The 26,652-nt window shown below is 48.8% G+C and carries 23 protein-coding genes and 1 pseudogene; 4 read left to right on the top strand and 20 right to left on the bottom strand.

The features are described from left to right. Positions 1–193: 193 nt before the first annotated feature. The 11 genes from OGV93_RS11590 to proB form a co-directional block, all read right to left on the bottom strand. Positions 194–1,642 (bottom strand): EAL domain-containing protein, encoded by a 1,449-nt coding sequence (locus tag OGV93_RS11590; protein ID WP_046276289.1) that lies wholly within the window; start codon positions 1,640–1,642, stop codon positions 194–196. 342 nt (positions 1,643–1,984) lie between these two features. Further along, positions 1,985–2,458 carry a FidL-like protein gene (locus tag OGV93_RS11585; protein WP_131380711.1) on the bottom strand — a complete coding sequence of 158 codons (474 nt, stop codon included), beginning with the start codon at positions 2,456–2,458 and terminating at the stop codon, positions 1,985–1,987. Then, on the bottom strand, positions 2,433–3,164 hold the full coding sequence (locus tag OGV93_RS11580) for a winged helix-turn-helix domain-containing protein (RefSeq protein ID WP_131380709.1): 732 nt from the start codon (positions 3,162–3,164) through the stop codon (positions 2,433–2,435). The genes OGV93_RS11585 and OGV93_RS11580 overlap by 26 nt, the downstream gene beginning before the upstream one ends. Positions 3,165–3,308: 144 nt before the next feature. Beyond that, on the bottom strand, positions 3,309–4,004 hold the full coding sequence (locus OGV93_RS11575) for a fimbrial biogenesis chaperone (protein ID WP_047417050.1): 696 nt from the start codon (positions 4,002–4,004) through the stop codon (positions 3,309–3,311). Further along, entirely contained in the window at positions 4,001–5,617 is a 1,617-nt protein-coding gene (locus OGV93_RS11570) for a fimbrial adhesin EcpD family protein (RefSeq protein WP_046276285.1), read from the bottom strand. Before OGV93_RS11570 ends, OGV93_RS11575 begins: the two co-directional genes overlap by 4 nt. Positions 5,618–5,621: 4 nt before the next feature. Beyond that, positions 5,622–8,114: a CS1-pili formation C-terminal domain-containing protein gene (locus tag OGV93_RS11565; RefSeq protein ID WP_284201686.1), complete on the bottom strand. Its 2,493-nt coding sequence runs from the start codon at positions 8,112–8,114 to the stop codon at positions 5,622–5,624. A 47-nt stretch (positions 8,115–8,161) separates the two neighbouring features. Then, positions 8,162–8,839, bottom strand: a complete 678-nt coding sequence (locus OGV93_RS11560) for an EcpB family pilus assembly chaperone (protein WP_065554268.1) — start codon at positions 8,837–8,839, stop codon at positions 8,162–8,164. A 53-nt stretch (positions 8,840–8,892) separates the two neighbouring features. Continuing rightward, positions 8,893–9,480: a common pilus major fimbrillin subunit EcpA gene (ecpA, locus tag OGV93_RS11555; RefSeq protein WP_046276283.1), complete on the bottom strand. Its 588-nt coding sequence runs from the start codon at positions 9,478–9,480 to the stop codon at positions 8,893–8,895. A 595-nt stretch (positions 9,481–10,075) separates the two neighbouring features. Continuing rightward, a complete protein-coding gene (locus OGV93_RS11550) occupies positions 10,076–10,795 on the bottom strand; it encodes a Crp/Fnr family transcriptional regulator (protein ID WP_200083796.1) in 720 nt (239 codons plus the stop codon). 281 nt (positions 10,796–11,076) lie between these two features. Next, complete coding sequence (gene proA, locus OGV93_RS11545; RefSeq protein ID WP_137352372.1) at positions 11,077–12,330, bottom strand: glutamate-5-semialdehyde dehydrogenase; 1,254 nt, start codon at positions 12,328–12,330, stop codon at positions 11,077–11,079. Between the two features lie 11 nt (positions 12,331–12,341). Then, on the bottom strand, positions 12,342–13,445 hold the full coding sequence (gene proB, locus OGV93_RS11540; RefSeq protein WP_003031373.1) for a glutamate 5-kinase: 1,104 nt from the start codon (positions 13,443–13,445) through the stop codon (positions 12,342–12,344). Between the two features lie 289 nt (positions 13,446–13,734). Between proB and phoE the strand changes: the two genes are divergently transcribed. After that, a complete protein-coding gene (gene phoE / locus OGV93_RS11535; protein WP_016151867.1) occupies positions 13,735–14,790 on the top strand; it encodes a phosphoporin PhoE in 1,056 nt (351 codons plus the stop codon). Between the two features lie 57 nt (positions 14,791–14,847). Here the strand turns inward: phoE and crl are convergent, their stop codons facing one another. From crl to gpt, 3 genes are all read right to left on the bottom strand, one after another. Then, positions 14,848–15,249, bottom strand: a complete 402-nt coding sequence (gene crl / locus OGV93_RS11530) for a sigma factor-binding protein Crl (protein WP_016151866.1) — start codon at positions 15,247–15,249, stop codon at positions 14,848–14,850. A gap of 57 nt (positions 15,250–15,306) precedes the next feature. Further along, on the bottom strand, positions 15,307–16,551 hold the full coding sequence (frsA, locus tag OGV93_RS11525; protein ID WP_016155767.1) for an esterase FrsA: 1,245 nt from the start codon (positions 16,549–16,551) through the stop codon (positions 15,307–15,309). A 98-nt stretch (positions 16,552–16,649) separates the two neighbouring features. After that, positions 16,650–17,108, bottom strand: coding sequence for a xanthine phosphoribosyltransferase (gene gpt / locus OGV93_RS11520; protein WP_003031380.1), 459 nt, complete (start codon positions 17,106–17,108; stop codon positions 16,650–16,652). Positions 17,109–17,369: 261 nt separating this feature from the next. Between gpt and pepD the strand changes: the two genes are divergently transcribed. Continuing rightward, positions 17,370–18,827 (top strand): cytosol nonspecific dipeptidase, encoded by a 1,458-nt coding sequence (pepD, locus tag OGV93_RS11515; RefSeq protein ID WP_016151863.1) that lies wholly within the window; start codon positions 17,370–17,372, stop codon positions 18,825–18,827. Positions 18,828–18,880: 53 nt separating this feature from the next. Here pepD and dinB read toward each other — a convergent pair whose 3' ends face one another. The 3 genes from dinB to lafU form a co-directional block, all read right to left on the bottom strand. Continuing rightward, positions 18,881–19,936, bottom strand: coding sequence for a DNA polymerase IV (gene dinB, locus OGV93_RS11510; RefSeq protein WP_103928935.1), 1,056 nt, complete (start codon positions 19,934–19,936; stop codon positions 18,881–18,883). A 66-nt stretch (positions 19,937–20,002) separates the two neighbouring features. Then, the gene (locus OGV93_RS11505; RefSeq protein ID WP_016151861.1) at positions 20,003–20,644 is read right to left on the bottom strand and encodes a hypothetical protein; all 642 of its coding nucleotides are present in this window, start codon (positions 20,642–20,644) and stop codon (positions 20,003–20,005) included. 55 nt (positions 20,645–20,699) lie between these two features. Continuing rightward, on the bottom strand, positions 20,700–21,614 hold the full coding sequence (lafU, locus tag OGV93_RS11500; protein WP_071600315.1) for a putative lateral flagellar export/assembly protein LafU: 915 nt from the start codon (positions 21,612–21,614) through the stop codon (positions 20,700–20,702). On the opposite strand from lafU, the pseudogene OGV93_RS11495 reads away from it, so the two are divergent. Beyond that, positions 21,526–23,244 (top strand): annotated as a pseudogene (locus OGV93_RS11495) (flagellar biosynthesis protein FlhA); the annotation flags it as partial. The gene lafU and the pseudogene OGV93_RS11495 sit on opposite strands and share 89 nt — an antisense overlap. Positions 23,245–23,282: 38 nt before the next feature. Here the strand turns inward: OGV93_RS11495 and OGV93_RS11490 are convergent. After that, positions 23,283–24,044, bottom strand: coding sequence for a C40 family peptidase (locus tag OGV93_RS11490; protein WP_103928934.1), 762 nt, complete (start codon positions 24,042–24,044; stop codon positions 23,283–23,285). 349 nt (positions 24,045–24,393) lie between these two features. Between OGV93_RS11490 and dpaA the strand changes: the two genes are divergently transcribed. After that, positions 24,394–25,134: a peptidoglycan meso-diaminopimelic acid protein amidase gene (dpaA, locus tag OGV93_RS11485; RefSeq protein ID WP_016151817.1), complete on the top strand. Its 741-nt coding sequence runs from the start codon at positions 24,394–24,396 to the stop codon at positions 25,132–25,134. On the opposite strand, the gene OGV93_RS11480 is transcribed toward dpaA, so the two are convergent. Next, positions 25,105–25,872, bottom strand: a complete 768-nt coding sequence (locus tag OGV93_RS11480) for a class II glutamine amidotransferase (RefSeq protein WP_016151816.1) — start codon at positions 25,870–25,872, stop codon at positions 25,105–25,107. The genes dpaA and OGV93_RS11480 overlap by 30 nt on opposite strands. A 149-nt stretch (positions 25,873–26,021) precedes the next feature. Beyond that, on the bottom strand, positions 26,022–26,600 hold the full coding sequence (lpcA, locus tag OGV93_RS11475; RefSeq protein ID WP_016151815.1) for a D-sedoheptulose 7-phosphate isomerase: 579 nt from the start codon (positions 26,598–26,600) through the stop codon (positions 26,022–26,024). Between the last annotated feature and the right edge of the window lie 52 nt (positions 26,601–26,652).

Below are 26,652 nucleotides of genomic sequence, written 5' to 3'. Positions count from 1 at the left end.
GGCCAGGAACTCACCTCGGCATCGGTTTAATTAACGCTGATACCGCTATAAATACCCCGTATTAGATACATAAACAAACGATGCCTCACTCACAACAGGCTATCGCCTTCACCAGACAGGCGGGAGTTATCGTACTCACCTCGACAAAAATACCTGCATCAGAGGCATCCGCCCCTGATGTTCCCGAAAGGCTTTACGTTGAGAAAGTAGAATCCGACGCTGATTCAAAAAAATCTAAAGACTGCTTGTAGTAACGCATAAAATCATCAAACGTCACTGGCGGTAAAAATTGATAACCCTGCAGGTAATCAACATTATTTTTCCCCAACCATTGCTGCTGATAGCCATATTCAACGCCTTCCGCCACCATGCGTAACCCCAGGAGTTCGGAAAGGTGAATGATTGACTCGAGCATAGGGATATGTTGCTCAACTTCTTTAATAGCTTTGATAAACGTTTTATCAATTTTTATAACATCCAGGTCTAACTCATTGAGATAGCAAAGGTTAGCGTATCCCGTCCCAAAATCATCTAAAGCAAACAGAACCCCTCTGTTTCGCAACGATCGTATCAGCTCTTTAATTGCAGGAGTAATAGTGAGAGTCTGGTTTTCAGTTATTTCAATCATCAATTTTATTGGTAGCCTTTGCGTTATTTCCATAAAATTAAGACACTCCCAATAAAAGACGGGGTTACTTAAACCTGATGGACTCACATTAAAAGAGACGAATAAAGTTTTATTGAAATCCTCGCTTCCGTCGACCAGATTACGCGCGACGGTGTTCATTAAATAGCTCGTTAACTCATTCATTAAGCCACTTTTTTCAGCCAGCGGTATAAACTCACGCTGAGAAATAGCATAATTATCCCCCTGTGGCCAACGAGCCAAAACCTCAACACCACAGACATCTTCGTTGATATTTACGATGGGTTGAAAATAAGGAATGATCTCTTCATTCCTTATTGCCATACTCAGTCGACTAGAATCTGAGACATCATATGCTTCGCCGTATATTACATTCTTACCAGAATAACTGTTCGTCGAGGAACCTTCATGCAATAGATTATTCCTGGTTAAAAAAATGATAGTTTCATTAAAATGAGAAAATCCCAGACGAGCGGTAATTCGTTCCCGATATCGATACACTGACTTAATTGTTATCGAGTTAGCATGACAAAAATCGTGCAATTTTTCCTTTGTGAAAGATGCATACAGCATTTTCTCTTCAAACTCAGTCAAATGAAACGTAAATATCGCTGAACCTTTAGTGACTTCCACAACCTCATTGGGAGCCATTAGATTGGCTCTCAACTGAGAAATCAGCTGATCCGATAGTTCCCGTCCATTAATGAATGCATACTCCTCATATCCCCGATTAATAGAACGGTTTTCATTCATCCGAAGAACAATACAGTTTATATTGATAAACTGCGTGCTATTTCTCTGAAACCACTTCCTGACCTGGAATAATGGTAATCGGTTATCGATCACCAGTAAACAGGATGGATACCGTGGAATAATTGACTGTGAACCAGAAATAAATGCCCGCGCATCGACCAACACCAGATTTGGCAACCACGCTTTTATCCCTGAGAAAAGAAAAATATCATAACTGAGCAGAAAAACCTTTTTCGTATTCATAGTTACCACCAACTTAAATTTATGGCATGGCAGGTCCCTCGTTTTATACACGAGAGAATATACAACACCTTTAGCCTCCAGAAATTACAATGCAGTCCGCGAATTAACTTTATCCATAAGTCATCTCACGCAGTTTCAGATTTTATAATCACGATTATCCATATGAATATTACCATTAAATGTTAAGGCCATTTTAATTATTGAAAAAGGAAAAATCCTAATTCTTCATCAATACAAATCCTATTGCTCATTTTCACTGCAAGACAAAACAAAAAACCACGAATACTAAAAACGACAAAATATAAAACTACTAAAACCATAAGGATAACATATTATTGTTACTCATGCTGCCCGACAAACCATTAACGTACGTCGCAGATCTCTGATCGCATAGACATTTTTGGCGATATGGATGATCTTATAATAAAAAATTTCCTGTCGTGACATGAGCTGTTCGGTAACGTCATCAGGAACATTATCATTTTTATTTTTAACAATAGCTACACGACGGGTCTGCAGGTAACCATCACGATCTTTACCAATAAAATTCAGGATAACATTACGATCTACAGCATAATTTTCACCCTGAATATTGAGGCTTCCTATCTGAGATACCCGCCCTTCGGTAGCAGAAGAAATACGAAAAACCAGCAGAACTTCACCTTCAATTTTTACCCCCTGAGTTTGCGCCTCCAGATGTAGGTAAGTTTTTGCCGAGCAGGTCAGCGTCTCAGGTTCTTGATGGCGATATAAAAAATATGCTGTTATCGCTGCAAGAAAGATTGCCCCACTAATAAACAAAATTTTCACATTCACGGACAACCCCTCCTTTCTCTAACGTACAAATCCCAAGCAAATTCACTCTAAGATCATTGCCGACTGATAAATTATTATCATCATAAAAAACAATTGTTTTCTTGCCATCATGACAAGCCGCATTTACTTTTCGCCACATATCAGAAGATAAAAATGCTTTCGTTTTATCAGCATTATTGTCATCGGCAGTATAAAGTTCACAATCATCTATTGCCCTGATATAGATAAAATTTTTGGAACTTGAATTAAGTGCTGAAAATATAAAAATAGCGCTTCCAAGAAATGCAAATAATAAAATGAACAGAATAATATTTTTACGTTTTGGTCTTACGGATGAGTTCACCGTCTCAGTTACCGAACGCACAGTTTCATCTTCACAGGAAGATGACGATTCATCGCTGATCGAAGCATGGAACAAAAATCCCTGCCGAGGCAGCGTTTCAATGGGATTACCCGCCCCCAGCTCACTAAATGCTTTTCGCAAAATACTGATGCTTTTATTAAGACTATGACCCGATGGGGCCATGCCATGCTTTTTCCACACTTCTTCAATGATAAACTCGCGGTGGACTTGTTGATTTTTATGGGCAATGAATAGCTCAAGTAGTCTCGCGGTAGACGCCGAAAGAATTATTGTCGTATCGCGATGTTTCAGGCTTTTTCTGGTGGAATCATACTCAACCTGTTCATTAATTATACTGTTCATACTACCTGACTCTTAATTACCGTGACGTTGAGTGCAAATGACTAAAATTTCATCTGTGCCGAGCTGATTACTGCATTGTATAAAGACAGTTACAGTATAGGTTCGATATCTAACCATGACATATCGGATCAGACTTAATGCTTACTATTGATTGAGTTTGAAGCACCCCTGACCTACTGGTATGTATTTCTGCAATGCAACGATAAATTTCCGGTTTTTTGATTTCAATTCGCTACTACGCCAGGTTTCACCCGGCAACACATAACGCATGGTGGCTTCATCATCGGTTGAGTTGCACCCCAGGTGTACGATGATTTTAAAAAAAGTATTCCCGGTGTTTTTCAGTGTTCCGTTTGCCTCATCAATGGTGTAGGCCAGATTCATTTTTCTCGGGCGAACAACCAATATGGTGTCCATAGCAATCACCGGGAGAGCCTGCCCACCTTTCCCTTGATTACGCTCGGTAAACAGCGTTATCGGCATTTCACGAAACAGAATTCGGTAATAGCGTTCTTTATCATCCTGCGGTCCACGGTAGAAAATCTTAAAAAACTCACTCGCCTGCGGAGCCAGTGAAAAATTCAGCGGCGTAAACAGAAGTTCGCCTTCAGCAATGGCACTTCTGTTTTCACCTCCCGGTCCAGGCTTATCAATTTTTACTGCGCCAATACTGTACAAATTCTGTTTCTGGCTATCGTTATAGATCCGTTTGCTGATAAATGATTTATCCGATGGCATCTCATAAATGGTCGACTCCAGGTAGACAGCCTGTGCGGAGAATATAGTCAACCCGGAAAGTAAGATAAATACCCATCTAAACACCAAACGGCAGCGGTTCATGGCGTCACTCCCACCCAATTCGCCGTGACTTTTATCTCTCCACTGGCACTGACGACACCTTCCCAATCTGTTCCGGAAACAGTTAACATCGACCGTGAATCATTCATTGGGAAAAGCAATTTTAAATCCGTAGTATAGTAGCTTCCATCATCATTGTTATTTGCGTCCCAGGGCGTCTGTTGCCACTGCGCATCGCTCATATTGATTGCTGCTTCACTACAGCTATTTCGTTTCTTCACCACGCCCCCCGACTGACTGTTGTACTGCAGAAAGGCGGGGATTGGGACTGACAGCCCGCCTTGAGGGGAGGTAAACAGACAGTAAGGCACACTGTTTATCGTCGTACTTTCTCCAATAACTTGCGCGGTAATGCTATCAGCCTGACGAGGACCGGAGACTGTCACGGTGTAATCTATTTCTATAGGAGCGGCGTCGCCAATCGTGCCACTGCCGCTCGCAGAAGCGGTGTTGTCTGAAGAGACGATACTGATCCCATACTCCTTCGGCACAATATTGATCTGTAGCGAAGGCGTAAACTGGTAGTGCCCTGACTCAGGTGTTAAGCCATTATAAAAACCGAAGGTAAACGGTTGAGTGTTAGTAATGCTGATTCCTGAATCGACGAGTTTTTTCAGGAATACTTTTGACAGAAAAATATATATGTACTCTCCAGAGGTCGTGAAAACGTTGTAATAAGCAGTTGAAGTACCATAGTTATACCAGTTTGAACCATTCCCGGAGTATTTCACGGTGGCCGGTCCAGGCGTAAAACCAAGCATCGCCGTGTCGACATAAGCGCGAAACGTCAGAGAGGCGGTCAGATTGGCGGTTTGTTGCAGGTTATAATTTACCATTTTGCAAATCACGCCGTCTTCGCCGTTAACCACGCCAAGCTCGCAATAACCAGTGTCTTTGGTGATGCTCGGCGTACCGTCGCTGGCAACCCAAAGCTCCTGAAATGCATTAGTCGATACAAGTGACAGATGACCGCGTTTGGTTAACGTATAATTGACGTAATTCCATAATCCTTTCGATTGATCTTTGCAACGTTGCCCGGAAGAATAATCATAATCCACGGAAGTATAACAACGGTTGAACACATAGGTTTCGCTGCTACCGGTAGGCACATTGCGAAAGTACTCATAGGCAGTATCCGTCAGGGAAGCGAATCCGTAGGCGCCACCAATAACACCTGCGACAGATCCCACCTGCGCATGATAAAAACCGTTTTTATCAGTGCCTTGCCCGGCAATAAATCCAGTTGATGGACACTGGCTGCCGCTATAACAACGGATCCCCCGAAAAGGCCCGTTAATCGGGGAATTATCAATCCACATGTCCTGATAATAATTTCCTGGCGCAGTCCAGATGACAAAACCTAAATACCCGAGACTTACCTGAGAGGTACCGTATTTTATCCACGTGTTTGAACCGCTGAAACGAGGGTCGAGTGCGGAGGGGGTGATAAAGTATTCACTATCAATGGCATTTTCAATAAACAAATAGTTATTACTGACTGAGCCGGAAGATACTGCATTTAAAGCCAAAGCAGGCGCAGGCGTGAAACTCCCCACGGCACAGATTACAGTAGCTACTTTAATTAATACTTTCATTTTATTACCTCTGCGCCATCGTGGTTTGCGTGGAACATTTCACATCACCAACCCACGCTGCGCCACGTGCTTTTTCCAAATCGAGATCGGCTTCGCATAGGCTGCCATTGGCTGAAATTAACGTGATGACCGGATATTTCTTATCGATATCGATAGCAAACTCCCCTTTTTCATCCGTACGCGTTTTACCGATGTGATTATGAATATCGGTGTTTGCAGCCAACTGCCCATCGGGATAACGAATACGCCCGAATACGGTGACCATACTTTTCACTTCAGGGTTGATAACACCCACGTTACCAGGATATAGCGTCAGTTCCTGTTTGCGCCCTGAAACAATATCAAAGCTGTCTTCAGAGTTTTTATCATTGAGGATCTCCAGCTTGTACTGAGCATAAGGCGGCAGTGCAATGAAATTTGATTTACCGCTGAGAAGATAATTTCGGTTATTAATCTTCGCAGCCAGTTTCCCTTCGCCGGTTAAATCGGTTTTCACAATAATGCCTGACCTTTGCCTCTCTTTACTCAGACCGAAATCTTTTCCTGCCCACGCCAGGGAACCTTGAGAAGAGAAGTTCATATTGGTTGAGTTGTCCGCAGAACGCGTTACCGATACGGTGCCGGCGTTATATTTCGTGTCATAACTCAGATTGCCGTTTACCGAGTAATTATTGTCGTAATACTGCTCACCACTCAGGCGTGTCGAAGCCGACAATCCGACCGATTTAATGGGGCCTTCAGCATACTGCTTGCGCGCGCTGAGATTACCCTGAGTGCTGCCATAGCGATCCCGGGAGACGCCCATGCTCATCCAGGACGCCAACGGCAACGATAAATCCAGGCTGACATAACGTTCCTGTCGCCCATCGTCATTCCGGTTGTTGTAGTAATAACGCTGAATACCTGCGCGCAACCCAACCGTGGCATACTTGCCTGAATAAAGGTTCGTGCTGTAGTCCAGGTTACGGTATTTATTTCCCGAGTAGCGATTCTCCGTCTGACTCACGGTAAGCGAGCCGCCATGAGGAATAAACTTCCCGAGGTTAAGAGTGCCACCAATGGAATAATTGTCACGCTCCTGCATGGGCAGACGGTCGCCAATTTTACTGTCTTCACGAGATGCCCAAAGGGAACCATATCCCTCGGGGATATTGAGATTGATATTACTGATGTTTCGCCATGACGAATCGTTAGCTACCAGCGTCTGATTGCCAATGCTTACGTATTCATTCACATTGAGTGTGACATCCGTTTCATTAACCGTATTGTTACCAAAACCGTAGAGCGTAGATTTCAGGCCCAGCCCCGACAATATCGCCAACGTCACCGATGCGGCACCGCCGGCAATCCAGGTCTGCTCATTGCCTAAATCCTGATAGTAGTTTCGCTTATAGCTCACACGGTCATAATCCAGTGAGCCACCAAACAGTTGCCATGAGAGCTGATCAATTCCAGCTGCCTGCTGGCGGGCAAAGATTTTATTAACCCGACTAATACGACTATTAATTGTCCGGCCATTGACCACGATATCTACCGTGACATCATAAACACCATACGGAAAACGACTGGTATCAATTTCATAACTGCCCATATTAAAGTTCTGTACGCTGAGCAAACGCCCGTCACGAAATACATGAACCTCGCCAGCGGCTGGCAAAAATACGGTAATTGGCGTGAGCGAAAGCGAGGTATTCTCAACAACCGTACTTCCTTTGTTTCCGTAGCTTACGCCGTAAATTTTCCCACCATTCAGCGCATTCAGGCTGGCAATAGACTGGACATTCCAGGTGTCGAGCATCCCGAGCGCCAGTCGATATCCGTCATAATCACGCTCATACATCGCGCGATAGAGTTTACTGGTGCTGTTGCTGTCGCCTATGCCGTAAAACGAACCGTTAATGTTGACATGGTGTTCACGCAGCGATGTTGTATTGTCCATCGTCAGATAGCTGCGGGTACTGCTGCCGTTATGATAATCGTTGTAGTAGGTGCCAAAGTTATAGTTCAGGACGTTAGAGAGAGTCTCCACGCTGGAAGGTCCAAGCAGGCTGCTGCGTGCGACAATCGCTTCAGTTAACGCATCTTTGCTGACAATCATCTCCAGGTGAAATGAAGAGACGTTGAGTTGCAGACGTGCATCATTCGATAGCTCGATATTGGTGTTATCGTGAAACTTCACATCACGAATTTTTTCCACCAACGCGCGGGTTTTTCCAGATAACACGGCATTATTGGGCAATTCAGCAAGAGTCAGGGCTTTAACCGTAATATTGCCATCAACAAGGGAAATCACCGCATCGGCAACTTTTTGCTGACTTTTCTCGTCAGTCTCGTTGTAACGAATATATACCGGCACCGTCATTCCCTGTTCCAGTGAACGGGCGAAAGCGCTGGGGATAACATAATTACCCACTTTTACTGGGGCTGCATGTGAAAATCCTGGTGTCAGCGCAAGAAAAAGACAAATGCTACCGCCGACAATATTTGTTGTTGTCATCTGCATCCTTACATTCCGGTAATTTTATTTATCCCTGCTATTGACCATCACTTCACTGTAATAAACTGCTTACCGTGCCAGATACCGATGCGTGAACGGCTATTACTAATGTCGGTAAACTGTAATTTTATTTTTGTACCCGGCATAATGTAATAACGTTCGCGACAGCCTCGCCCCCGCTCGCGAGCCTTATCTTTACAAGCCCCATAAGCGATCACACGAAACGATACATTGCCGGTATTGGTAATAACATCGCCATTTCGGCTATATTCAAAACGCTCCTTGCGCGGCGCGACTACCAGGATAGTGCCAATTTCAGCCGACGCTGTTGCAACAGCCATTTTATTCGCCCGGGTTTCCGCGCTCTCGGTGACCGGCTCATCTATCCATTGCAGACGATAATAACGCTCGACATCATCTGCAGGTCCTTTATAAAAGAAACGAAATACATCCTTCGCCTGGCCAGGAAGAATAAGATTGGCAGGTGTAGAGAGTAATTCTCCGGAATTAACGGGCTTTATTTCGATTCCCCCCGCCAAAGGTGATGACAATTGTTTTACCGAAACACTGACATAACGCGCCGCATCTGTCGTATTGATAATTTCTTTCGATAATGAACTCTCAGCAGAAGTCATGATCGATGTGATTTCACCAACATTAATTGCCCATCCGGGAAAAGATGCTACTAACCCTACCAACATCGCTGCCGGTAAATATTTTTTCATGACACCATTCCTGATAAATTCGGGAGAACAAATTCTCCCGAATTTTTTATTACTTAGGCAGACGGAGTCGTCCAGGTTGCATTGAACTGTACTTTTACATCGCCAGTCCAATAGCCGTCTGGCAGTGCAGAGTAATCTGCTACTGTCTGACTACCATCAGAAGTCGCTGACGCGATGGTGAATTTGAAGTTGGATTGATCGCTGACACGATCGGCACCGTTATAAGCGCCATCAGCCATCAAGCTTTCAAGACCAGAAGTGGAGCTGGAGTTAACAAGGACAGTATCTGATGAATTAGTCAGCGCAGTGCCATTCCATGCCACCCCTACGTTCAGGGTAGAAGCATCACCACTGGCGTTGATCAGAGTGTTACTAATAATCTGAGCAGTCAGTTCAAAATCAGTTGCCGTCTCCTGACCCTGAATCGTCACATCAAAAGCACCGTCCTGAGAGTTGAAGGCATTCAGCCCTTCAGCATACTGGAAAGTTAAAGAGTTCAGCGGGGTGACAACCAACATGCTGGTGGTATCTTTCGTTGCCGTCGCGTCCCACGAGGCTGTTGCAGAAGCAGTAACATCTGCCATTGCATTTGCTGCAACAAATACAGAAGCCAGAGATGTTACTAATAATATTTTTTTCATTTTATCTTCTCCTAAGAACAAACTCACCACCGAGTCTTATTATTAAGTCACTCCAGCGGTTCCATTAATTGCGAGCCAGAATTGCCGCGCCAAAAAATTATCATTTGGATTAAGTAACATCTCAACAAACCCTGAAACGTAAAAATTACAAAAAACTAAGAATTTTCCTATAAAAAACATTATCTAAGAAGTTTCCTAAGATATAATTACTTAAAATGCGTACATTTTTAGAATTATTATCCACACGAACAATAAAAACCAAACAATTCATCTTTTTTATGTTTTTGATAAATATCAAAAAGATCATACAAATAGCCCAGGAGTAAAACCCTTAAAAAACATAAAGATAATTAACATCCACATACTCTCTCTGTAATGCTTATTATTTGTTGCAATTATGCTAATTTTTTAACTTCACAAGAAAATTCTCATGAAATATTTATTTAAGAGGGAATATTCTTATAAAAATAGCGCTGACCTGTAGGATTATCATTCGAATTGATAATTATTCCACATAAATAAAACCAGGAATTTTCCATATAAAATGAATATTCCTGGAATATCAAGAGATAAATAACGCACGGCAAAGATAGGGTTAGCAGAAACCTTTTAATCCCAAATAACTATTAATTGTTACCGTACGGACCCGATGTAAGCTAATCAACTTTTGATGTTCGAGGGATTTTAATGAGCGGCTAACGGTTTCAATTTTAAGATCGAGATAACTGGCAATTTCCTCCCGCGAGAATGGCAAGCGAAGCGTCGTTTCAGGCCTGCCAATACGTAAATGCATTTCGTAAAACTCCACGAGGAAAGCAGCGATTCTGGCCTCAGCATGTTTATTGGCATAACGCCGTAGTTTTTCAACAATGAATCCATTGTCCCTGCAGAGAAACTTGATGACTGCCGCTGCAACCGACGGCTCCTTTTCTGCTGCCTTGAACAACCGCGCAATATCGATATGACATACCTCCGCAGCCGTTGCAGCCTTGATCGTTGTCAGATACTTACCCCCCTCAACGGCATCCAGCGCCATGATATCTCCCGGAACATAAAAGCGACTGATAAAATCGTTATCACCACATTCCACGCTGGACGTGCAGTACCCCTCGTGAATAACAAAAAGCATGTCCGCGGCTCCATCCTGCCGGGCGAGTATCTCCCCCGCTTTAAACTTCCTTCTTTTGTCTATTAATCGGTATTGATTATCACGATCAATCGCCGCTCCCTTTGGACACAGTGAACAATGGCGGGGGGGAAACGGGTTGCCGAGTGGCACAACAGGAATGCTATGTTTGTGAATATCCGATTTCACGCAACGACTCCTCATAAAAATGAGACTGATTCTAATAGATTGGACCATAGGAACAATACGTGAGCCACAGACCCAGAAAATTCATGCTGGTAGGGAAAATTCTGTGTTACGTCGCCTTTTCGACGCCGGGGAGCACATGGCTAAAAACCAGACTGATGCGGATGATGATAAAACACAGGATAGAAAACAAATGCGGTAGCGGGGTAAAGAGTAGAATTAACCGAGCAATGCCTTAACAGACCTGAAAATCATAGACCTATTATGGCATCGCCCGTTTTCAATTACGCACGAATCGTGTCGTCACCGAAGCCAACCCACTTATAGGTGGTCAGTGCTTCCAGACCCATTGGGCCACGCGCGTGCAGTTTTTGCGTACTCACAGCCACTTCCGCCCCCAGTCCGAACTGGCCGCCATCGGTAAAACGAGTAGAGGCGTTAACGTACACGGCAGAAGAGTCCACTTCATTCACGAAACGATCGGCGTTACGCAGGGTGCGCGTCAGGATGGCATCGGAATGCTGGGTCCCATGTTCGCGAATGTGGGTAATAGCATCGTCCAGATCGGTAACGATTTTCACGTTCAGATCCAACGACAGAAACTCGTCGTCATACTCTTCGGCTTTCACCGCAACCACGTTAGCGGGCCCTGCCTGCAATGTGGCCAGCGCGGTGTCGTCGGCATGCAGCGTGACGCCGCTTTGTGCCATCTGCTGGCTCAGCGCAGACAGAAAACGCGCAGCGATATCCTGATGCACCAGCAGGGTTTCTACGGTGTTACAGGTGCTCGGTCGCTGGGTTTTGGCGTTGACGATAATCTTCAGCGCCGGGTCGATCTCCGCGCTATCATCAACATAAATATGACAAACTCCAATGCCGCCGGTGATGACCGGGATAGTCGACTGCTCACGGCACAGCTTATGCAGACCCGCGCCACCGCGAGGGATCAGCATATCAATGTACTTATCCATACGCAGCATTTCAGCGACCAGCGCGCGGTCCGGGTTATCTATCGACTGCACGGCTGCAGCGGGTAAACCACAGGCTTCCAGCGCCTTTTGGATAACCGCCACGGTTGCCGCATTCGTTCGGTACGTCTCTTTCCCACCGCGCAGGATCGCCGCATTACCGGTTTTCAGGCACAGGGAAGCCACGTCAACGGTGACATTTGGACGCGCTTCATAAATCACGCCAATCACGCCTAGCGGAACGCGACGACGTTCGAGACGCAGGCCGCTATCCAGCAGACCGCCGTCAATCACCTGCCCGACCGGGTCGGCGAGATTACATACCTGACGCACATCGTCGGCAATCGCTTTCAGACGCGCCGGAGTCAGCGCCAGGCGGTCGAGCATTGCTTCGCTCAGGCCGTTGGCTCGCGCTTGCTCAACATCTTGTACGTTCGCGCTGAGGATGCTTTCCGTTTGCGCTTCCAGCTCATCAGCTATCGTTTCCAGTACGCGGTTTTTTTCGCGACTGGAGAGCAGCGCCAGCTTGTATGACGCAGCTTTGGCAGCAATGCCCATTTGTTCCAGCATATGCCTGTTCCTTAACGGGTAATCATGTCGTCGCGATGGACAGCAACCGGACCGTATTCGTAGCCCAGGATGGTGTCGATCTGTTGTGAGTGATGTCCGGCAATACGGCGCAGCGCATCGCTGTTATAGCGGGTAACGCCGTGGGCAATATCGCGCCCTTCGAGATTGCAGATGCGGATCACTTCACCACGAGAGAAGTTGCCTGTCACGCTTTTAATGCCTTTTGGCAGTAATGAACTGCCACGCTCCAAAATCGCTGCGGTCGCCCCCTCATCAACGGTAATTTCCCCGGCAGGCGGTGCGCCGAAGATCCAGCGTTTACGGTTCTCCAGCGGAGAGGCCTGTGCATGAAAACGCGTCCCAACGGAAACGCCTTCCATCACGTCGCCAATTACGCCCGGCTTGCTGCCTGCAGCAATAATGGTGTCAATCCCGGCACGGCATGCAACATCAGCGGCCTGCAGTTTAGTCCCCATACCACCGGTTCCCAGACCCGAGACGCTATCACCGGCAATGGCGCGCAGCGCATCATCAATACCGTGAACGTCTTTGATCAGCTCAGCCTGCGGGTTGGTGCGCGGATCGGCGGTAAACAGCCCTTGCTGATCGGTCAGCAGCAGCAGCTTATCGGCCCCGGCCAGAATCGCCGCCAGCGCTGAAAGGTTGTCGTTATCACCGACTTTAATTTCGGCGGTCGCTACGGCGTCATTCTCATTAATGACAGGAACGATGTTGTTATCCAGCAGCGCGCGTAGCGTATCGCGGGCGTTAAGGAAGCGCTCTCTGTCTTCCATATCCGCACGCGTTAGCAGCATCTGTCCGATGTGAATACCGTAAATCGAGAACAACTGTTCCCACAGTTGAATCAATCGGCTCTGCCCTACCGCCGCCAACAGCTGTTTCGAGGCTATCGTTGCCGGGAGCTCAGGGTAACCCAGATGCTCACGTCCGGCGGCAATCGCGCCCGAGGTAACGATAACAATACGATGCCCTGCGGCATGGAGCTGCGCACACTGGCGAACCAGTTCTACGATGTGGGCGCGGTTCAGGCGGCGCGATCCGCCCGTTAACACACTGGTGCCAAGTTTTACCACCAGCGTCTGGCTGTCACTCATGATTCTCTGCCATTCAAAATTGGGGAAAATGATATCAAACGAACGTTTTAGCAGGACTGGCCCCGGTTGCCAACAACCAGCGCACAAAGCATGAAATTTTATTGCGCAGGATCAGCAAGCGTAGCGGCAGATTTTGACGCATTTATTACAGAAACAAAAAAACATCCTTTTTTAAAAATATTCTTACTTTGTCATAAAACGTTCATTACCAGACGTTAAAAACCCTCCTGTCTTTTAACGGGGATCACACCCAGTGAATATTAGCGCGTACTTTTAATCAGGAATGAAAATGAAAAAGAGCACTCTGGCATTAGTGGTGATGGGTATTACTGCGTCGGCATCCGTACAGGCAGCGGAAGTGTATAACAAGAACGGTAATAAACTGGACCTGTACGGCAAAGTAAAAGCCATGCATTACATGACGGATTATGACAGCAAAGACGGCGACCAGAGCTATATCCGTTTAGGTTTTAAAGGCGAAACGCAAATTAACGATGAACTGACGGGATATGGCCGCTGGGAAGCAGAGTTCGCCGGCAATAAAGCCGAAAGCGACTCTAACCAGCAAAAAACCCGTCTGGCCTTTGCCGGTCTGAAATTAAAAAACCTTGGCTCGTTTGATTACGGTCGTAACCTCGGCGCGCTGTACGACGTGGAAGCGTGGACCGATATGTTCCCGGAATTCGGCGGCGACTCCTCCGCGCAGACCGATAACTTTATGACCAAACGCGCCAGCGGCCTGGCGACCTACCGTAACACCGACTTCTTCGGCGTCGTGGATGGTCTGGATCTCACCCTGCAATACCAGGGGAAAAATCAGGACCGCGATGTGAAAAAACAAAACGGCGACGGTTTTGGTACTTCCGTTACCTATGACTTTGGCGGCAGCGATTTCGCGGTGAGCGGTGCGTATACCAACTCCGATCGTACCAACCAGCAGAATCTGCAAACGCGTGGGACTGGCGATAAAGCAGAAGCCTGGGCGACCGGTTTAAAATATGATGCTAACGATATTTATATTGCGACGTTCTATTCTGAAACGCGCAATATGACGCCAATTTCCGGTGGCTTCGCCAATAAAACACAGAACTTCGAAGCGGTAGTTCAGTACCAGTTTGACTTTGGTCTGCGTCCGTCACTGGGTTATGTGCTGTCAAAAGGGAAAGATATTGAAGGCGTAGGCAATGAGGATCTGGTGAATTATATCGACGTTGGCGCAACATACTATTTCAACAAAAATATGTCCGCGTTTGTCGATTATAAAATCAACCAGCTTGATAGCGACAATAAACTGGGCATCAACAATGATGATATCGTTGCTGTCGGTATGGTTTATCAGTTCTGATGTAGCATAAAAAAATGCCGGATGGGGTTGCGCCGCCATCCGGCATTTTACTGTTCATTATGCCGTTAATTTAACCGGTTCATCGTTAAAATCGTCAGCAGGCTCCAGCGCCAGATTCAGCGACGTTAACAACCCACGTAATTTTTCATGAAATTCACGTAAGGTGTATTCCAGTCGCTCTACCACTTCAGTCTCTTTCACCGGCACCGCAGTCCAGTTCCCGTCTTTATCGAACAAGCCAAACTGGTAGCTGTACGTGAAGCGTTTTTCCTGCGCCTCCAGTTCCATCCACCAGCCCCAAAACTCGCGTTTCTCTGGGGCGGGTTTCACATTGACGCAAACAGCCAGACAATCGAAAAAAAACCGATTATCTTCGCACTGCCCTTCCCGGATGTACGGGCCAAGCGCGGTGAATTTCTTGATCAATCTACTTTTCGGATGCCCACTCGGTAACGTCATTACGATCTCCTTAGGTGAAGCACCTGTTTTACCAAATCGATAAAATTTAGCAAACTTTTAACACAATCTCTGATTGATCCAACCGGTTATTTCCTGCAGCCCTTTGTCAAAATTGCGATACACCGGGTTGAATGGAATCTCCAGCAGCTTACCGTCAGAAGATGAAGATGTGATTAAACGCGACTCCTCTTCCGGGCTAAACGGATCGTTTTTCCAGAACCCCGACAGCATTGGCGTCGGGCAGCGTCGGCCCAGCAGGCCCTGCACTTTTAATGAATAGCGATTAAGCTCAACGCGCAACGCTTCATCGGATGCGTCGTGCATTCCCAAACGACTGGCCAGAACGTCAAGGTACATTTCCGGGACGCTTGCCTGACGCTGCGGGTCGCTAAGCAGCGCATGAACCACCGGACCCAAACAGGCCACCGCCTTCAGACGTGATGATTCCAGATACGCAAGGCGTACCGCCACGTTGGCGCCAAAGCGGAAGCCGAAGGCCGCCACACGGGTGTGATCCACCCACGGAACATTCGGCAGCGCTTTTAATACGTGCTGGTGCAGCAGGCTGGAGTCCTGGGTCAGTTTCCATTTTGACGAGAACCCGACCGACGGCATATCCAGCGTCAGCATGGCAATACCGCGCGGGGCAAAGTAGCGCTCATACAGAGTGTAATAATCCGTTTGCATGGAATCGAGGCCACCGCACATCAGCACCGTCGGGAACGGACCGTCGCCTTTTGGCATATGCAGGAAGCCGGTAATCGGCGCGCCGCCGGTAACGGCAAATTCCATCTCACGCAGCGTGCCCGGCAGACGCTGTGCGGCCTCTTCATAGGCGCGATTGGCCAGAGCCTGCGCCTGCTCTGCCAGCTCATCGCCTTTTAAGTGCGGATAAGCAGCGATGTTGTAGAGCGTGGAAGCATGCAGCCAGTGGCGTCCGCTCACCTGCGGATCCTCTTCCATAGAGGCTTTCTGTTGCCAGTCCATCGCCTGCTTCGCCCACTCGTAAATCCAGTTTCCGCCGCGATAGCCGATAACCGTGTCGTAAAGCTCTTTATCGGTGCGTTCGGCTTCGCTCATGACGATACGCGCCTGCACTTCGAGGATTTCGCGCGGATCGACGCCACGCCAGATCCACATCAGGCGGTTCACCATGCGGTACCAGTGCGGGATGGTTTTGCCATCCAGGGTCGATTGTACGGACGGCTGCGCGCCGTGATTAAAACGACGAACCAGCGTTGACGTTTCAGGGTGTTTGAAGCGGGGTTTAAACAGGACTTCGCTGAGGTTAGCCTGTGACATGATTGCAGCCTCCATGAGTACTCACTAAGGCATAGTGTAACCTGACACAGCACAAAAAGAACAACGCCCGACAGTGCGGGCGTTGAAAACTTTTTAGATTAGCGACCCGAGATCGGCGGAACGAACACTACGCCCATATCCCACGGCTGCTCAATCCAGGTATCCTGAGGGATATCAACAACATAATCATTCACCAGCGGGCGACCTGCCGGCTTAGCGAAAATAGTGACGAAATGCGCTTTAGGGTACATTTCGCGGATCGCTACGGCGGTACCACCGGTGTCAACCAGGTCATCAATTACGATGAAACCTTCACCGTCGCCTTCGGCACGCTTCAGCACTTTCAGTTCGCGCTGGTTGTCGTGATCGTAGCTGGAGATGCATACGGTATCGACATGACGAATACCCAATTCACGCGCCAGCAATGCGCCCGGCACCAGACCACCACGGCTAACGGCAATAATGCCTTTCCATTGTTCAGAAGGCATCAGGCGGCTTGCCAGTTTACGTGCATGAATCTGCAACATGTCCCAGGTGACGACGTATTTTTCGCTCATGTGAAGTGTCCCAGCCTGTTTATCTACGGCTTAAAAAGTGTTCGAGGGGGAAATAGGTTGCGCGAGATTATAGAGATCTGACGCACTAAAAACCAGTGTTTCGCGGAATCCGCGCCTCTTTTTGCATGCTTTATGCTAGCCGTCAGCGGAGAAAGTGGTATTCTCAATCGCATCGCGCAAGCCTGACTTGTGATGTTTTTAATTCTGCTAACCCTGTGGCCTGCAAGCAAGTTTTGTAGGACATCGCCAAGGAGACTCAACGTGTCTGAACTGTCTCAGTTATCCCCGCAACCGCTGTGGGATATTTTTGCCAAAATCTGTTCTATTCCTCATCCGTCCTACCATGAAGAGCAGCTCGCTGAACACATTCTGAGCTGGGCCCAAGAGAAAGGTTTCCACGTCGAGCGCGATCAGGTCGGTAATATCCTGATTCGCAAACCCGCTACCGCAGGAATGGAAAACCGCAAGCCGGTCGTTCTGCAAGCGCACCTGGATATGGTCCCGCAGAAAAATAACGACACCGTGCACGACTTCACTAAAGATCCTATCCAGCCTTATATTGACGGCGAATGGGTAAAAGCCCGTGGCACCACGCTGGGTGCGGATAACGGCATCGGTATGGCGTCCGCACTGGCCGTTCTGGCTGATGACAACGTGGTACACGGTCCGCTCGAAGTGCTGCTGACCATGACCGAAGAAGCAGGTATGGATGGCGCGTTTGGTCTGCAGGCTAACTGGCTGCAGGCAGATATCCTGATCAACACCGACTCTGAAGAAGAAGGTGAGATCTATATGGGTTGCGCAGGCGGTATCGACTTTACCTCTAACCTGCCGCTGTCCCGTGAAGCAATCCCGGCTGGCTTCCAGAGCTTTAAGCTGACGTTGAAAGGCCTGAAAGGCGGTCACTCCGGTGGCGAAATCCACGTTGGTCTCGGTAACGCTAACAAGCTGCTGGTACGCTTCCTGGCGGGTCACGCTGAAGAGCTGGATCTGCGTCTGGTTGATTTCAACGGCGGTACGCTGCGCAATGCGATTCCGCGTGAAGCCTTTGCCACCCTCGCCGTGGCGGCAGATAAAGTTGATGCGTTAAAAGCGCTGGTCAACACCTACCAGGAAATCCTGAAAAACGAACTGGAAGCCAAAGAGAAGAACCTGGCTCTGCTGCTGGATGCCGTTACTCACGACAAAGCCGCGCTGACCACTCAGTCCCGCGACAGCTTCGTACGTCTGCTGAACGCCACCCCGAACGGTGTTATCCGCAACTCCGACGTAGCCAAAGGCGTGGTAGAAACCTCCCTGAACGTCGGCGTTGTAACCATGACTGACGACAACGTTGAAATTCACTGCCTGATCCGTTCCCTGATCGACAGCGGTAAAGACTACGTGGTAAGCATGCTGGATTCACTGGGTAAACTGGCTGGCGCGAAAACCCAGGCCAAAGGCGGATACCCTGGCTGGCAGCCGGATGCTAACTCTCCGGTTATGCACCTGGTTCGCGAAACCTACCAGCGTCTGTTCAACAAAACGCCAAACATCCAGATCATTCACGCCGGTCTGGAATGTGGCCTGTTCAAGAAACCGTATCCGGAAATGGACATGGTTTCCATCGGGCCAACCATCACCGGTCCGCACTCCCCGGATGAGCAGGTTCATATCGAAAGCGTTGGTCACTACTGGACGCTGCTGACTGAACTGCTGAAGTCGATTCCGGCGAAGTAAGATTCTGCGCTAAATGCCGGATGGCGCTGCGCTTATCCGGCAATCCATCAGAGTCACAGCCCCAACAGCAGCTGTCTTTCCAGTTGGGGATCAAGCAGCGTGACGTGTAATCCCACCAGCCTCACGCCTCGCCCTCCCCGACGTTCTTCCCAGGTTTTACGCGCCGTCGCAATTAAGTCATCTTTATTTAAGCGCGGCCAGACGTGCTCCTGCGTGGTCTGCTGAAAATCATTAAACTTGAGTTTTATCCCCTGGCGAGCGATAAGGAGATCCGGCTTTACCTTGGCCAGACGCCGTTCCAGTTCGGGATAAAGCCGCTCAATAATCGCCTCACACTCTGACCACTCATGAATATCTTCCGCCAGCGTGCGCTCCACGCCGACGGATTTGCGCAGTCTGTCGTTGTTAACGTCCCGCTCGTCAATGCCCTGGCTTCGCTCCCACAGCACGCGACCAAACTTACCAAAACGTTTGAGCAGCATTGCCAGGTCGTATTTTTGAACATCCTCGCAGGTACGCAATCCCATTGATTCCAGCTTCGCGGCGGAGACTTTGCCGACGCCGGGAATTTTGTCGAGCGGTAACGTTTTGAGAAATTCAGGAACATCGGCAGGGGTAATCACATATTGCCCGTTGGGCTTGTTGAGATCGGAGGCTATTTTTGCCAGAAATTTAACCGGCGCAATCCCGGCAGAAGCGGTTAGCTGCAGCTCGTTAAAAATCGTCTGGCGGATCTCCTGGGCGATCAGCGTGGCAGAACCGTGGCAGTGGGTGCTGTCGGTTACATCCAGATAGGCTTCATCCAGCGACAGGGGTTCAATCAGCGAGGTATAGCGGGAGAAAATCGCCTGAATCTGGCGGGAGGCTTCTTTGTAGGCCTCGTAGCGACCGGGTAATAAGGTAAGATGCGGGCATAGCTTTAACGCCATTCCCGTTGGCATCGCGCTACGCACGCCAAATTTGCGCGCCGGGTAATTGGCTGTACTGATAACCCCCCGGCGCTCCCGGCTGCCGCCGATGGCAATGGGAATGTCACGCAGAGCGGGGTTATCGCGCATTTCCACCGCTGCGAAAAAGCAGTCCATATCAACATGTATGATTTTGCGCATTACTCGCCTCCCACAACACTGTTTAAGTATACAGTATTTTTATAGTGTGAGAAGTATGATTATTCCTTACGCCGGACCATTCATGACGAAGCGGGCATCGCACAGGTAACGCACAATATCCTTTTTCGTATGTTCTGCGGGATTCCCCGCCGTGCTGACAAACAGTTTATTCACTTTGCGAACATTTGCCCGCAGCAGTTTTTCGATTGTCATCAGGCGGAAGGCATCATTTTCAACGCAGAAAAGTTCGTAGTCGCCTAAACGTTCACCACAAATTTCACAGTGATTCATCCAGTAACGTAGCCCGGTGGTTTTACTTTTATCGAGGTAGTAATTGCTGGCTTTGATGTTCTTTTTTATCTCTTCAGGCAGAGAATTAATGTGGAACAAAAAGCTGTTACGCCTGACCGACTGCCAGCCTTGACCATCCTGATTTTTCTTAATAAAGCGGGTAAACATCACGCCATGGATGCGGGTAATTTGGTGGCAGCTCCAGCAGTGCATCTTCGAGGTAATCACCAGATAGTACGGCGCGACAATATTAAAATTGTCGGTGTCGTAGACATAGTCACGAAGCGCCCCGTTTAGCTCGTGGGGTTCGGTGTACCAGATACCTGAAACCTTGTCGAAATGCGCCCCCTGACAGGCTACATCGGTGACGTTATCAGTATGAATCTCCAATGGAATAATATGGGTTACATCTATCACATTGCCTTCCTGAGGAATAAATTGCCCCCACATTGCGTGGGGGACGGGAACAGAATTAATGAGTGACGGGAGCAGATTGTTGACGTAAAGAAGTCACCTGCTTTTGCTTGTCCAGCTTATCCACCAGCGGTTGCACAACCTTCTCTCCCTGCTGGCCAAAATATTGATACAACGTATCGGAAGCGCTTTGCGTCAGCACCATGATCTCAATGCGACGGTTCCCGGCACTTTCCGGATTTTTCGCATCCAGCAGCATTTGGTCCGCCATCGCGCTGACCTGCATGACTTTATTCTGCGGCATTCCGGCATCCTCCAGCACGCGTCGCGCCGACAAAGCGCGGTCGCCGGAGAGGTTCCAGTTGTTGTAAATGTTACTCTTATAGCTCATCGCATCTGTATGCCCGGTGATGATTATCTTGTTATCCAGCGAGTCAAACACGGGGGTCAGTTCAACCAGCAGCGATTTAAAGAACGGCATAATCCTGGCGCTACCGCGCTCAAACATATTGCGATTCTGGTCATCTTTAATCAGTACGCGCAGCCCCTGAGGAACAATCTCCATCTCGAGGTTAGTTTCCATATGCGCATTGCGGGCGATAACGTTAATGTCGGTCGCCAGTTCGCCCAATTCGCGGGCTGATTTTTGTTTCAGCAGCACCGCTTTTTCATTCACATCCAGCGCCTTTTTCGCGTTCTCTTCCGTAATTTTCGCCGTCTCCTGCGGGTTGACGGTTTTATCGAGTTTGTTGCGCGTGACGTTTTTCTTCTGCGCTCCCGGCGCTATCGGCTGCTTGCCCAGCTTATTTAACGGCGCCATACCGCCACCGTTAAAGATTGACTGACCATGCAGCGCCGCCACGATATTTTCGCGGTCAGCTTTACTGACGCTGTTCACAATCAACTTTATCGTGGTTACCAAGGGTGCCGAGCGTATCTCCGAGGTTTCGGCCCGCTTTACGCTGGACGCCATGCCCGGGAAGCAGATGGCGATCGATGCCGATCTGAACGCAGGCCTGATTAATCAGGCACAGGCGCAGGCGCGACGTAAAGATGTGGCGGGCGAAGCGGATTTCTATGGCGCAATGGACGGTGCGTCGAAGTTCGTGCGCGGTGATGCCATCGCCGGGATGATGATCCTGGCCATCAACCTGATAGGCGGCGTCTGTATCGGTATTTTTAAATACGATTTAAGCGCCGAAGCCGCATTCCAGCAATACGTACTGATGACCATCGGCGACGGTCTGGTTGCCCAGATCCCGTCTCTGCTGCTGTCGACCGCGGCGGCGATTATCGTTACTCGCGTGAGCGACAGCGGTGATATCGCCACAGACGTGCGTAGCCAGTTACTGGCCAGCCCCTCCGTACTTTATACCGCCACCAGCATTATGTTTGTACTGGCGGTGGTACCGGGAATGCCGCATTTCCCGTTCCTGGTGTTCAGCGCCCTGATGGGTTTCACCGCCTGGCGTATGAGCAAGCGCCCGAAGGTGGCTGAAACTGAAGAGAAAAATCTTGAGACGCTGACTAAAACCATCGTTGAAACTACTGAGCAACAGGTCAGTTGGGAAACTATCCCTTTGATCGAGCCAATCAGCCTGAGCCTGGGGTACAAGCTGGTGTCGCTGGTAGACAAATCCAAAGGGAATCCGCTCACCCAACGTATTCGCGGTGTACGGCAGGTTATCTCAGACACTAACGGCGTGCTGCTCCCGGAAATTCGCATCCGCGAAAACTTCCGTCTAAAACCGACCCAGTACGCCATTTTTATCAATGGGATCAAGGCTGATGAGGCCGATATTCCCTCAGATAAGCTGATGGCGCTGCCCTCCAGTGAAACGTATGGCGAGATCGATGGTGTTTTAGGCCACGATCCGGCCTACGGTATGCCGGTGACGTGGATTGTCCCGGCGCAAAAAGCCAAAGCGCTAAATATGGGGTATCAGGTCATTGATAGTGCCAGCGTCATTGCGACGCATGTGAATAAGGTCATTCGCAACTTTATTCCCGACCTGTTTAACTACGATGATATTACCCAACTGCATAACCGCCTCTCTTCGATGGCCCCCCGTCTGGCGGAAGATCTGAGCGCGGCGCTGAATTACAGCCAGCTCTTGAAGGTTTATCGGGCGCTGCTGGTCGAAGGCGTGCCGCTGCGCGATATCGTTACCATTGCCACCGTACTGGTCGCCAGTAGCGCCGTCACTAAAGATCATATTCTGTTAACGGCAGATGTGCGTCTGGCGCTCCGTCGCAGCATTACCCATCCGTTTGTGCGCAAAGATGAGCTGGCGGTCTACACGCTGAATAATGAGCTGGAGAATCTGCTGGCTAATGTAGTGAATCAGGCTCAGCAAAGTGGAAAAGTGGTGCTCGATAGCGTACCGGTCGATCCTAATATGCTGAATCAGTTCCAGACCAATATGCCGCAGATTAAAGAACAGATGAAAGCCGCGGGTAAAGAGCCGGTACTGCTGGTCGCACCGCAGCTACGTCCTCTGCTTGCGCGCTATGCGCGCCTGTTTGCACCAGGCTTACAGGTGTTGTCATATAACGAAGTTCCGGATGAGCTGGAATTAAAGATCATGGGGGCGTTGAGTTAACCCCTGACGAGGCGGTGCCATTCGCACCGCCTTTTTGATTACAGAATGGTATTTTCCGTCAGAATACGACGGGCGCCGAGATAATGATCCTGCCAGAAGTCATCGGATAAATTGCTCACCCGAATCGTTTCTCCCGTACGCGGCGATTCAATAAATTGTCCCTGCCCCAAATAGACGCCCATATGATCGGCAATATCCCGACTGTGAATATGAAAGAACAATAAATCACCACGACGAAGGTCGCGATTAGCGACGATGGTCGCCCGCCGATAGTGATACATTTCATTCGCCGTACGTGGCAATTTTGCTGCCAGAATTTTGTTGTAGGCATAAAAGATCAGCCCGCTACAGTCAAAGCCTTGTTCCGGGCTGGTCCCGCCCCACAAATAGGGTTTACCTAACTGCTGTTCAAGACGGTGGATTGCCACTTCGGTTATGTTGTGCAGATGATCGCTACTGAGAAAATGGTCATTCTCAGCCAGCTCCTGCCAGCGTTGATCGCTCGCTTTTAGTGGCCCCGGGAACCACTCCGGGTGCTGTTTAATCAGCGTCCTGTTTTGCTGGCGCAGCGCGCTTTTACTTTGCGCATTACCTTCCACCACATAACTTTCCTGCTTTTTTACCTGCGCGTGGTACTGCTTCAGCAGCCGGGCGCGGTTACGCATGCGTAATTGCGCCGCATAGCTTAAATGGGCGTCAGATAAGAGGGGCTGAACTTTGGCGACAGACGGCGAGGACAACACAACACACAAAGACAGCAGACCCGGCAAAAAGCGTCGGGGCGCAGAGGCAAAAGACATGAAAACAACACTACCTAATCAAACACGTTCGCCGCAGTCTACCGCTATTGCCGGGCATTCCATTTTAATATTCGATTATTAAATTATTAATTTTTTAAATTCAATATATTAGGAATTCTGCACTCAGAAGACTTAATGACGTGCGCTAACCCGCAAAATACGTCAGTGTCTGACTGCCTTTAAGCACAATTTTCCGTATAAAGAAAATCTAAAGTGTAAACGCCGCACGAGAGACTTGCGAAAAACTCTCTGGGTGATAATGTGAGCGCTCCAGATCCAGATTTATCCGATTTGGGAACTCTTTTTGCCGTCCTGGCGTGTGTAATCGTTTTATCAAGGAATAAGCAGTATGCGTAAAATCGCATTTTTTCTTGCGATGCTTTTATTGCCGTGCGTTTCATTTGCCGGTTTGCTGAGCAGCAGCAGCCCGACTACGCCTGTCAGCAAAGAATATAAGCAGCAATTAATGGGCTCCCCCGTCTATATCCAGATCTTCAAAGAAGAGCGAACGCTGGATCTGTACGTCAAGATGGGCGAACAGTATCAATTGCTCGACAGCTATAAGATCTGCAATTATTCCGGCGGCTTAGGTCCGAAACAGCGTCAGGGCGATTTCAAAAGCCCGGAAGGGTTTTACAGCGTACAGCGCGGACAGCTGAAACCGGATAGCCGCTTTTATAAAGCGATTAACATTGGTTTCCCTAACGCCTACGACCGCGCACACGGTTATGAAGGTAAATACCTGATGATCCACGGCGCCTGCGTTTCCGTCGGCTGCTACGCAATGACCGACAACGGCATTGATGAGATTTTCCAGTTTGTCACCGGCGCACTGGTGTTTGGGCAGTCCAGCGTGCAGGTTAGCATTTATCCATTCCGCATGACCGATGCCAACATGCAGCGCCATAAGTTCTCGTATTACAAAGAATTCTGGGCGCAGCTAAAGCCTGGCTACGATTACTTTGAACAAACGCGTAAGCCACCGACCGTTTCCGTCGTCGATGGCCGTTACGTTATCAGCAAGCCGTTGAGTCACGAAGTGGTTCAGCCGCAGCTGGCATCAAACTATACGCTCCCCGAGACAAAATAACGCCCACTCGCCTGGCATAATCTTTTGCCAGGTTTCATTGCCGGTTAGCGGCTGAGTGGCAATCACGGTGACCACATCATTGGGTGTGGTCTCTGAGCTAAAATCGATTTCCACATCCTGATCCAGCAGTGTCGCCACGCCAAACGGCGCACGACGGGTGATCCAAAACAGGTTGGTCGAGCAGAAAGCCATCACATAACGCCCGTCAGACAACAGCATGTTGAAGACGCCCTTCTCACGCAATTCTCCTGCCAGCATAGCGATATATTTAAACACTGCCGTCATATTGCCAGGCGTACGCGGATACCGTTCAGTCAGCTTGTGGAGCAGCCAGCAGAAAGCTTTTTCGCTGTCGGTTTCCCCGACCGGGCGGAAATTACCGGTTTCCAGCGATTTATAGCCGCTGAGCTGTCCGTTATGAGCGTACGTCCAGTTACGTCCCCACAGTTCACGCGTAAATGGATGGGTGTTTTCCAATGCCACTTCGCCACGATTCGCCTGACGAATATGGGCAATCACGGAACAGGATTTGATGGGATAGTCTTGTACCAGTTTGGCGATAGGCGAATTAAAGCTGGGTTGCGGATCTTTAAACGTACGGCAGCCCTTACCTTCATAAAACGTAATACCCCAGCCGTCTTTGTGCGGCCCGGTACCTCCGCCGCGCTGAACCAGCCCGGTGAAGCTAAAGCAGATATCGGTTGGCACATTGGCGCTCATCCCGAGCAGTTCGCACATACATCACCTCCACAAACGCCTTTAAGCGGGAAGGCGTAATTGTTGCAGCCAGTTTAGATTCGGACAGCGCGCAGAAACCGGAGCGTACACGTAGTACGTGAGGATTTCGGGCACTGCCCGGATTCAAAATGGCAAATAAAATAGCCTTCTTACTTCACCATCTCTTTTTCGATCAACTGGATCAGGATATGGATCACTTTGATATGAATTTCCTGAATGCGGTCAGCATAGCCAAAGTGCGGCACGCGAATTTCGATATCCGCACTGCCCGCCATTTTGCCGCCATCTTTACCAGTCAGAGTGATGACTTTCATCCCTTTCTCACGCGCTGCGGCAATCGCTTTAATCACGTTACCGGAGTTACCCGAAGTAGAGATGCCTAACAGGACATCGCCTTCGCGACCCACGGCTTCAACGTAGCGGGAGAAGACATAATCGTAACCGAAATCGTTGCTGACGCAGGAGATATGGCTGACATCAGAGATAGCGATCGCCGGGTAGCCTGGGCGGTTTTCGCGATAACGTCCGGTCAGCTCTTCGGCGAAGTGCATCGCGTCGCAATGGGAACCGCCGTTACCGCAAGAAAGTACCTTACCGCCAGCTTTAAAGCTGTCTGCCAACAGGACCGCCGCGCGCTGAATGGCGTGAATATTGGCGTCATCTTTAAGAAAATTAGCCAGCGTTTCCGCCGCTTCGCTCAGTTCGTTACGAATAAGATCCTGGTACATGAGGATATCCTTCAGCATGAATGTAAATGACAAGATGCAGTGTACCGGATAG

It is taken from the genome of Citrobacter sp. Cb031 (assembly GCF_030336725.1).
GTDB classification, from domain to species: Bacteria; Pseudomonadota; Gammaproteobacteria; order Enterobacterales; family Enterobacteriaceae; genus Citrobacter; species Citrobacter braakii.
The sequence above is the reverse complement of the archived record's forward strand: the minus strand, read 5'-3'. Positions and strand labels throughout refer to the sequence as shown.

What these genes read in the sequence shown, in the direction of transcription:
- lafU (WP_071600315.1), bottom strand. Translation starts at nt 21,614, where the DNA reads ATGGCGTCCAGCGTAAAGCGGGCCGAAACCTCGGAGATACGCTCGGCA.
- dinB (WP_103928935.1), bottom strand. Translation starts at nt 19,936, where the DNA reads ATGCGCAAAATCATACATGTTGATATGGACTGCTTTTTCGCAGCGGTG.
- ecpA (WP_046276283.1), bottom strand. Translation starts at nt 9,480, where the DNA reads ATGAAAAAAATATTATTAGTAACATCTCTGGCTTCTGTATTTGTTGCA.
- OGV93_RS11565 (WP_284201686.1), bottom strand. Translation starts at nt 8,114, where the DNA reads ATGACAACAACAAATATTGTCGGCGGTAGCATTTGTCTTTTTCTTGCG.
- phoE (WP_016151867.1), top strand. Translation starts at nt 13,735, where the DNA reads ATGAAAAAGAGCACTCTGGCATTAGTGGTGATGGGTATTACTGCGTCG.
- OGV93_RS11480 (WP_016151816.1), bottom strand. Translation starts at nt 25,872, where the DNA reads ATGTGCGAACTGCTCGGGATGAGCGCCAATGTGCCAACCGATATCTGC.
- OGV93_RS11560 (WP_065554268.1), bottom strand. Translation starts at nt 8,839, where the DNA reads ATGAAAAAATATTTACCGGCAGCGATGTTGGTAGGGTTAGTAGCATCT.
- frsA (WP_016155767.1), bottom strand. Translation starts at nt 16,551, where the DNA reads ATGTCACAGGCTAACCTCAGCGAAGTCCTGTTTAAACCCCGCTTCAAA.
- gpt (WP_003031380.1), bottom strand. Translation starts at nt 17,108, where the DNA reads ATGAGCGAAAAATACGTCGTCACCTGGGACATGTTGCAGATTCATGCA.
- crl (WP_016151866.1), bottom strand. Translation starts at nt 15,249, where the DNA reads ATGACGTTACCGAGTGGGCATCCGAAAAGTAGATTGATCAAGAAATTC.
- proA (WP_137352372.1), bottom strand. Translation starts at nt 12,330, where the DNA reads ATGCTGGAACAAATGGGCATTGCTGCCAAAGCTGCGTCATACAAGCTG.
- OGV93_RS11580 (WP_131380709.1), bottom strand. Translation starts at nt 3,164, where the DNA reads ATGAACAGTATAATTAATGAACAGGTTGAGTATGATTCCACCAGAAAA.
- OGV93_RS11575 (WP_047417050.1), bottom strand. Translation starts at nt 4,004, where the DNA reads ATGAACCGCTGCCGTTTGGTGTTTAGATGGGTATTTATCTTACTTTCC.
- dpaA (WP_016151817.1), top strand. Translation starts at nt 24,394, where the DNA reads ATGCGTAAAATCGCATTTTTTCTTGCGATGCTTTTATTGCCGTGCGTT.
- OGV93_RS11590 (WP_046276289.1), bottom strand. Translation starts at nt 1,642, where the DNA reads ATGAATACGAAAAAGGTTTTTCTGCTCAGTTATGATATTTTTCTTTTC.
- OGV93_RS11490 (WP_103928934.1), bottom strand. Translation starts at nt 24,044, where the DNA reads ATGTCTTTTGCCTCTGCGCCCCGACGCTTTTTGCCGGGTCTGCTGTCT.
- lpcA (WP_016151815.1), bottom strand. Translation starts at nt 26,600, where the DNA reads ATGTACCAGGATCTTATTCGTAACGAACTGAGCGAAGCGGCGGAAACG.
- OGV93_RS11570 (WP_046276285.1), bottom strand. Translation starts at nt 5,617, where the DNA reads ATGAAAGTATTAATTAAAGTAGCTACTGTAATCTGTGCCGTGGGGAGT.
- proB (WP_003031373.1), bottom strand. Translation starts at nt 13,445, where the DNA reads ATGAGTGACAGCCAGACGCTGGTGGTAAAACTTGGCACCAGTGTGTTA.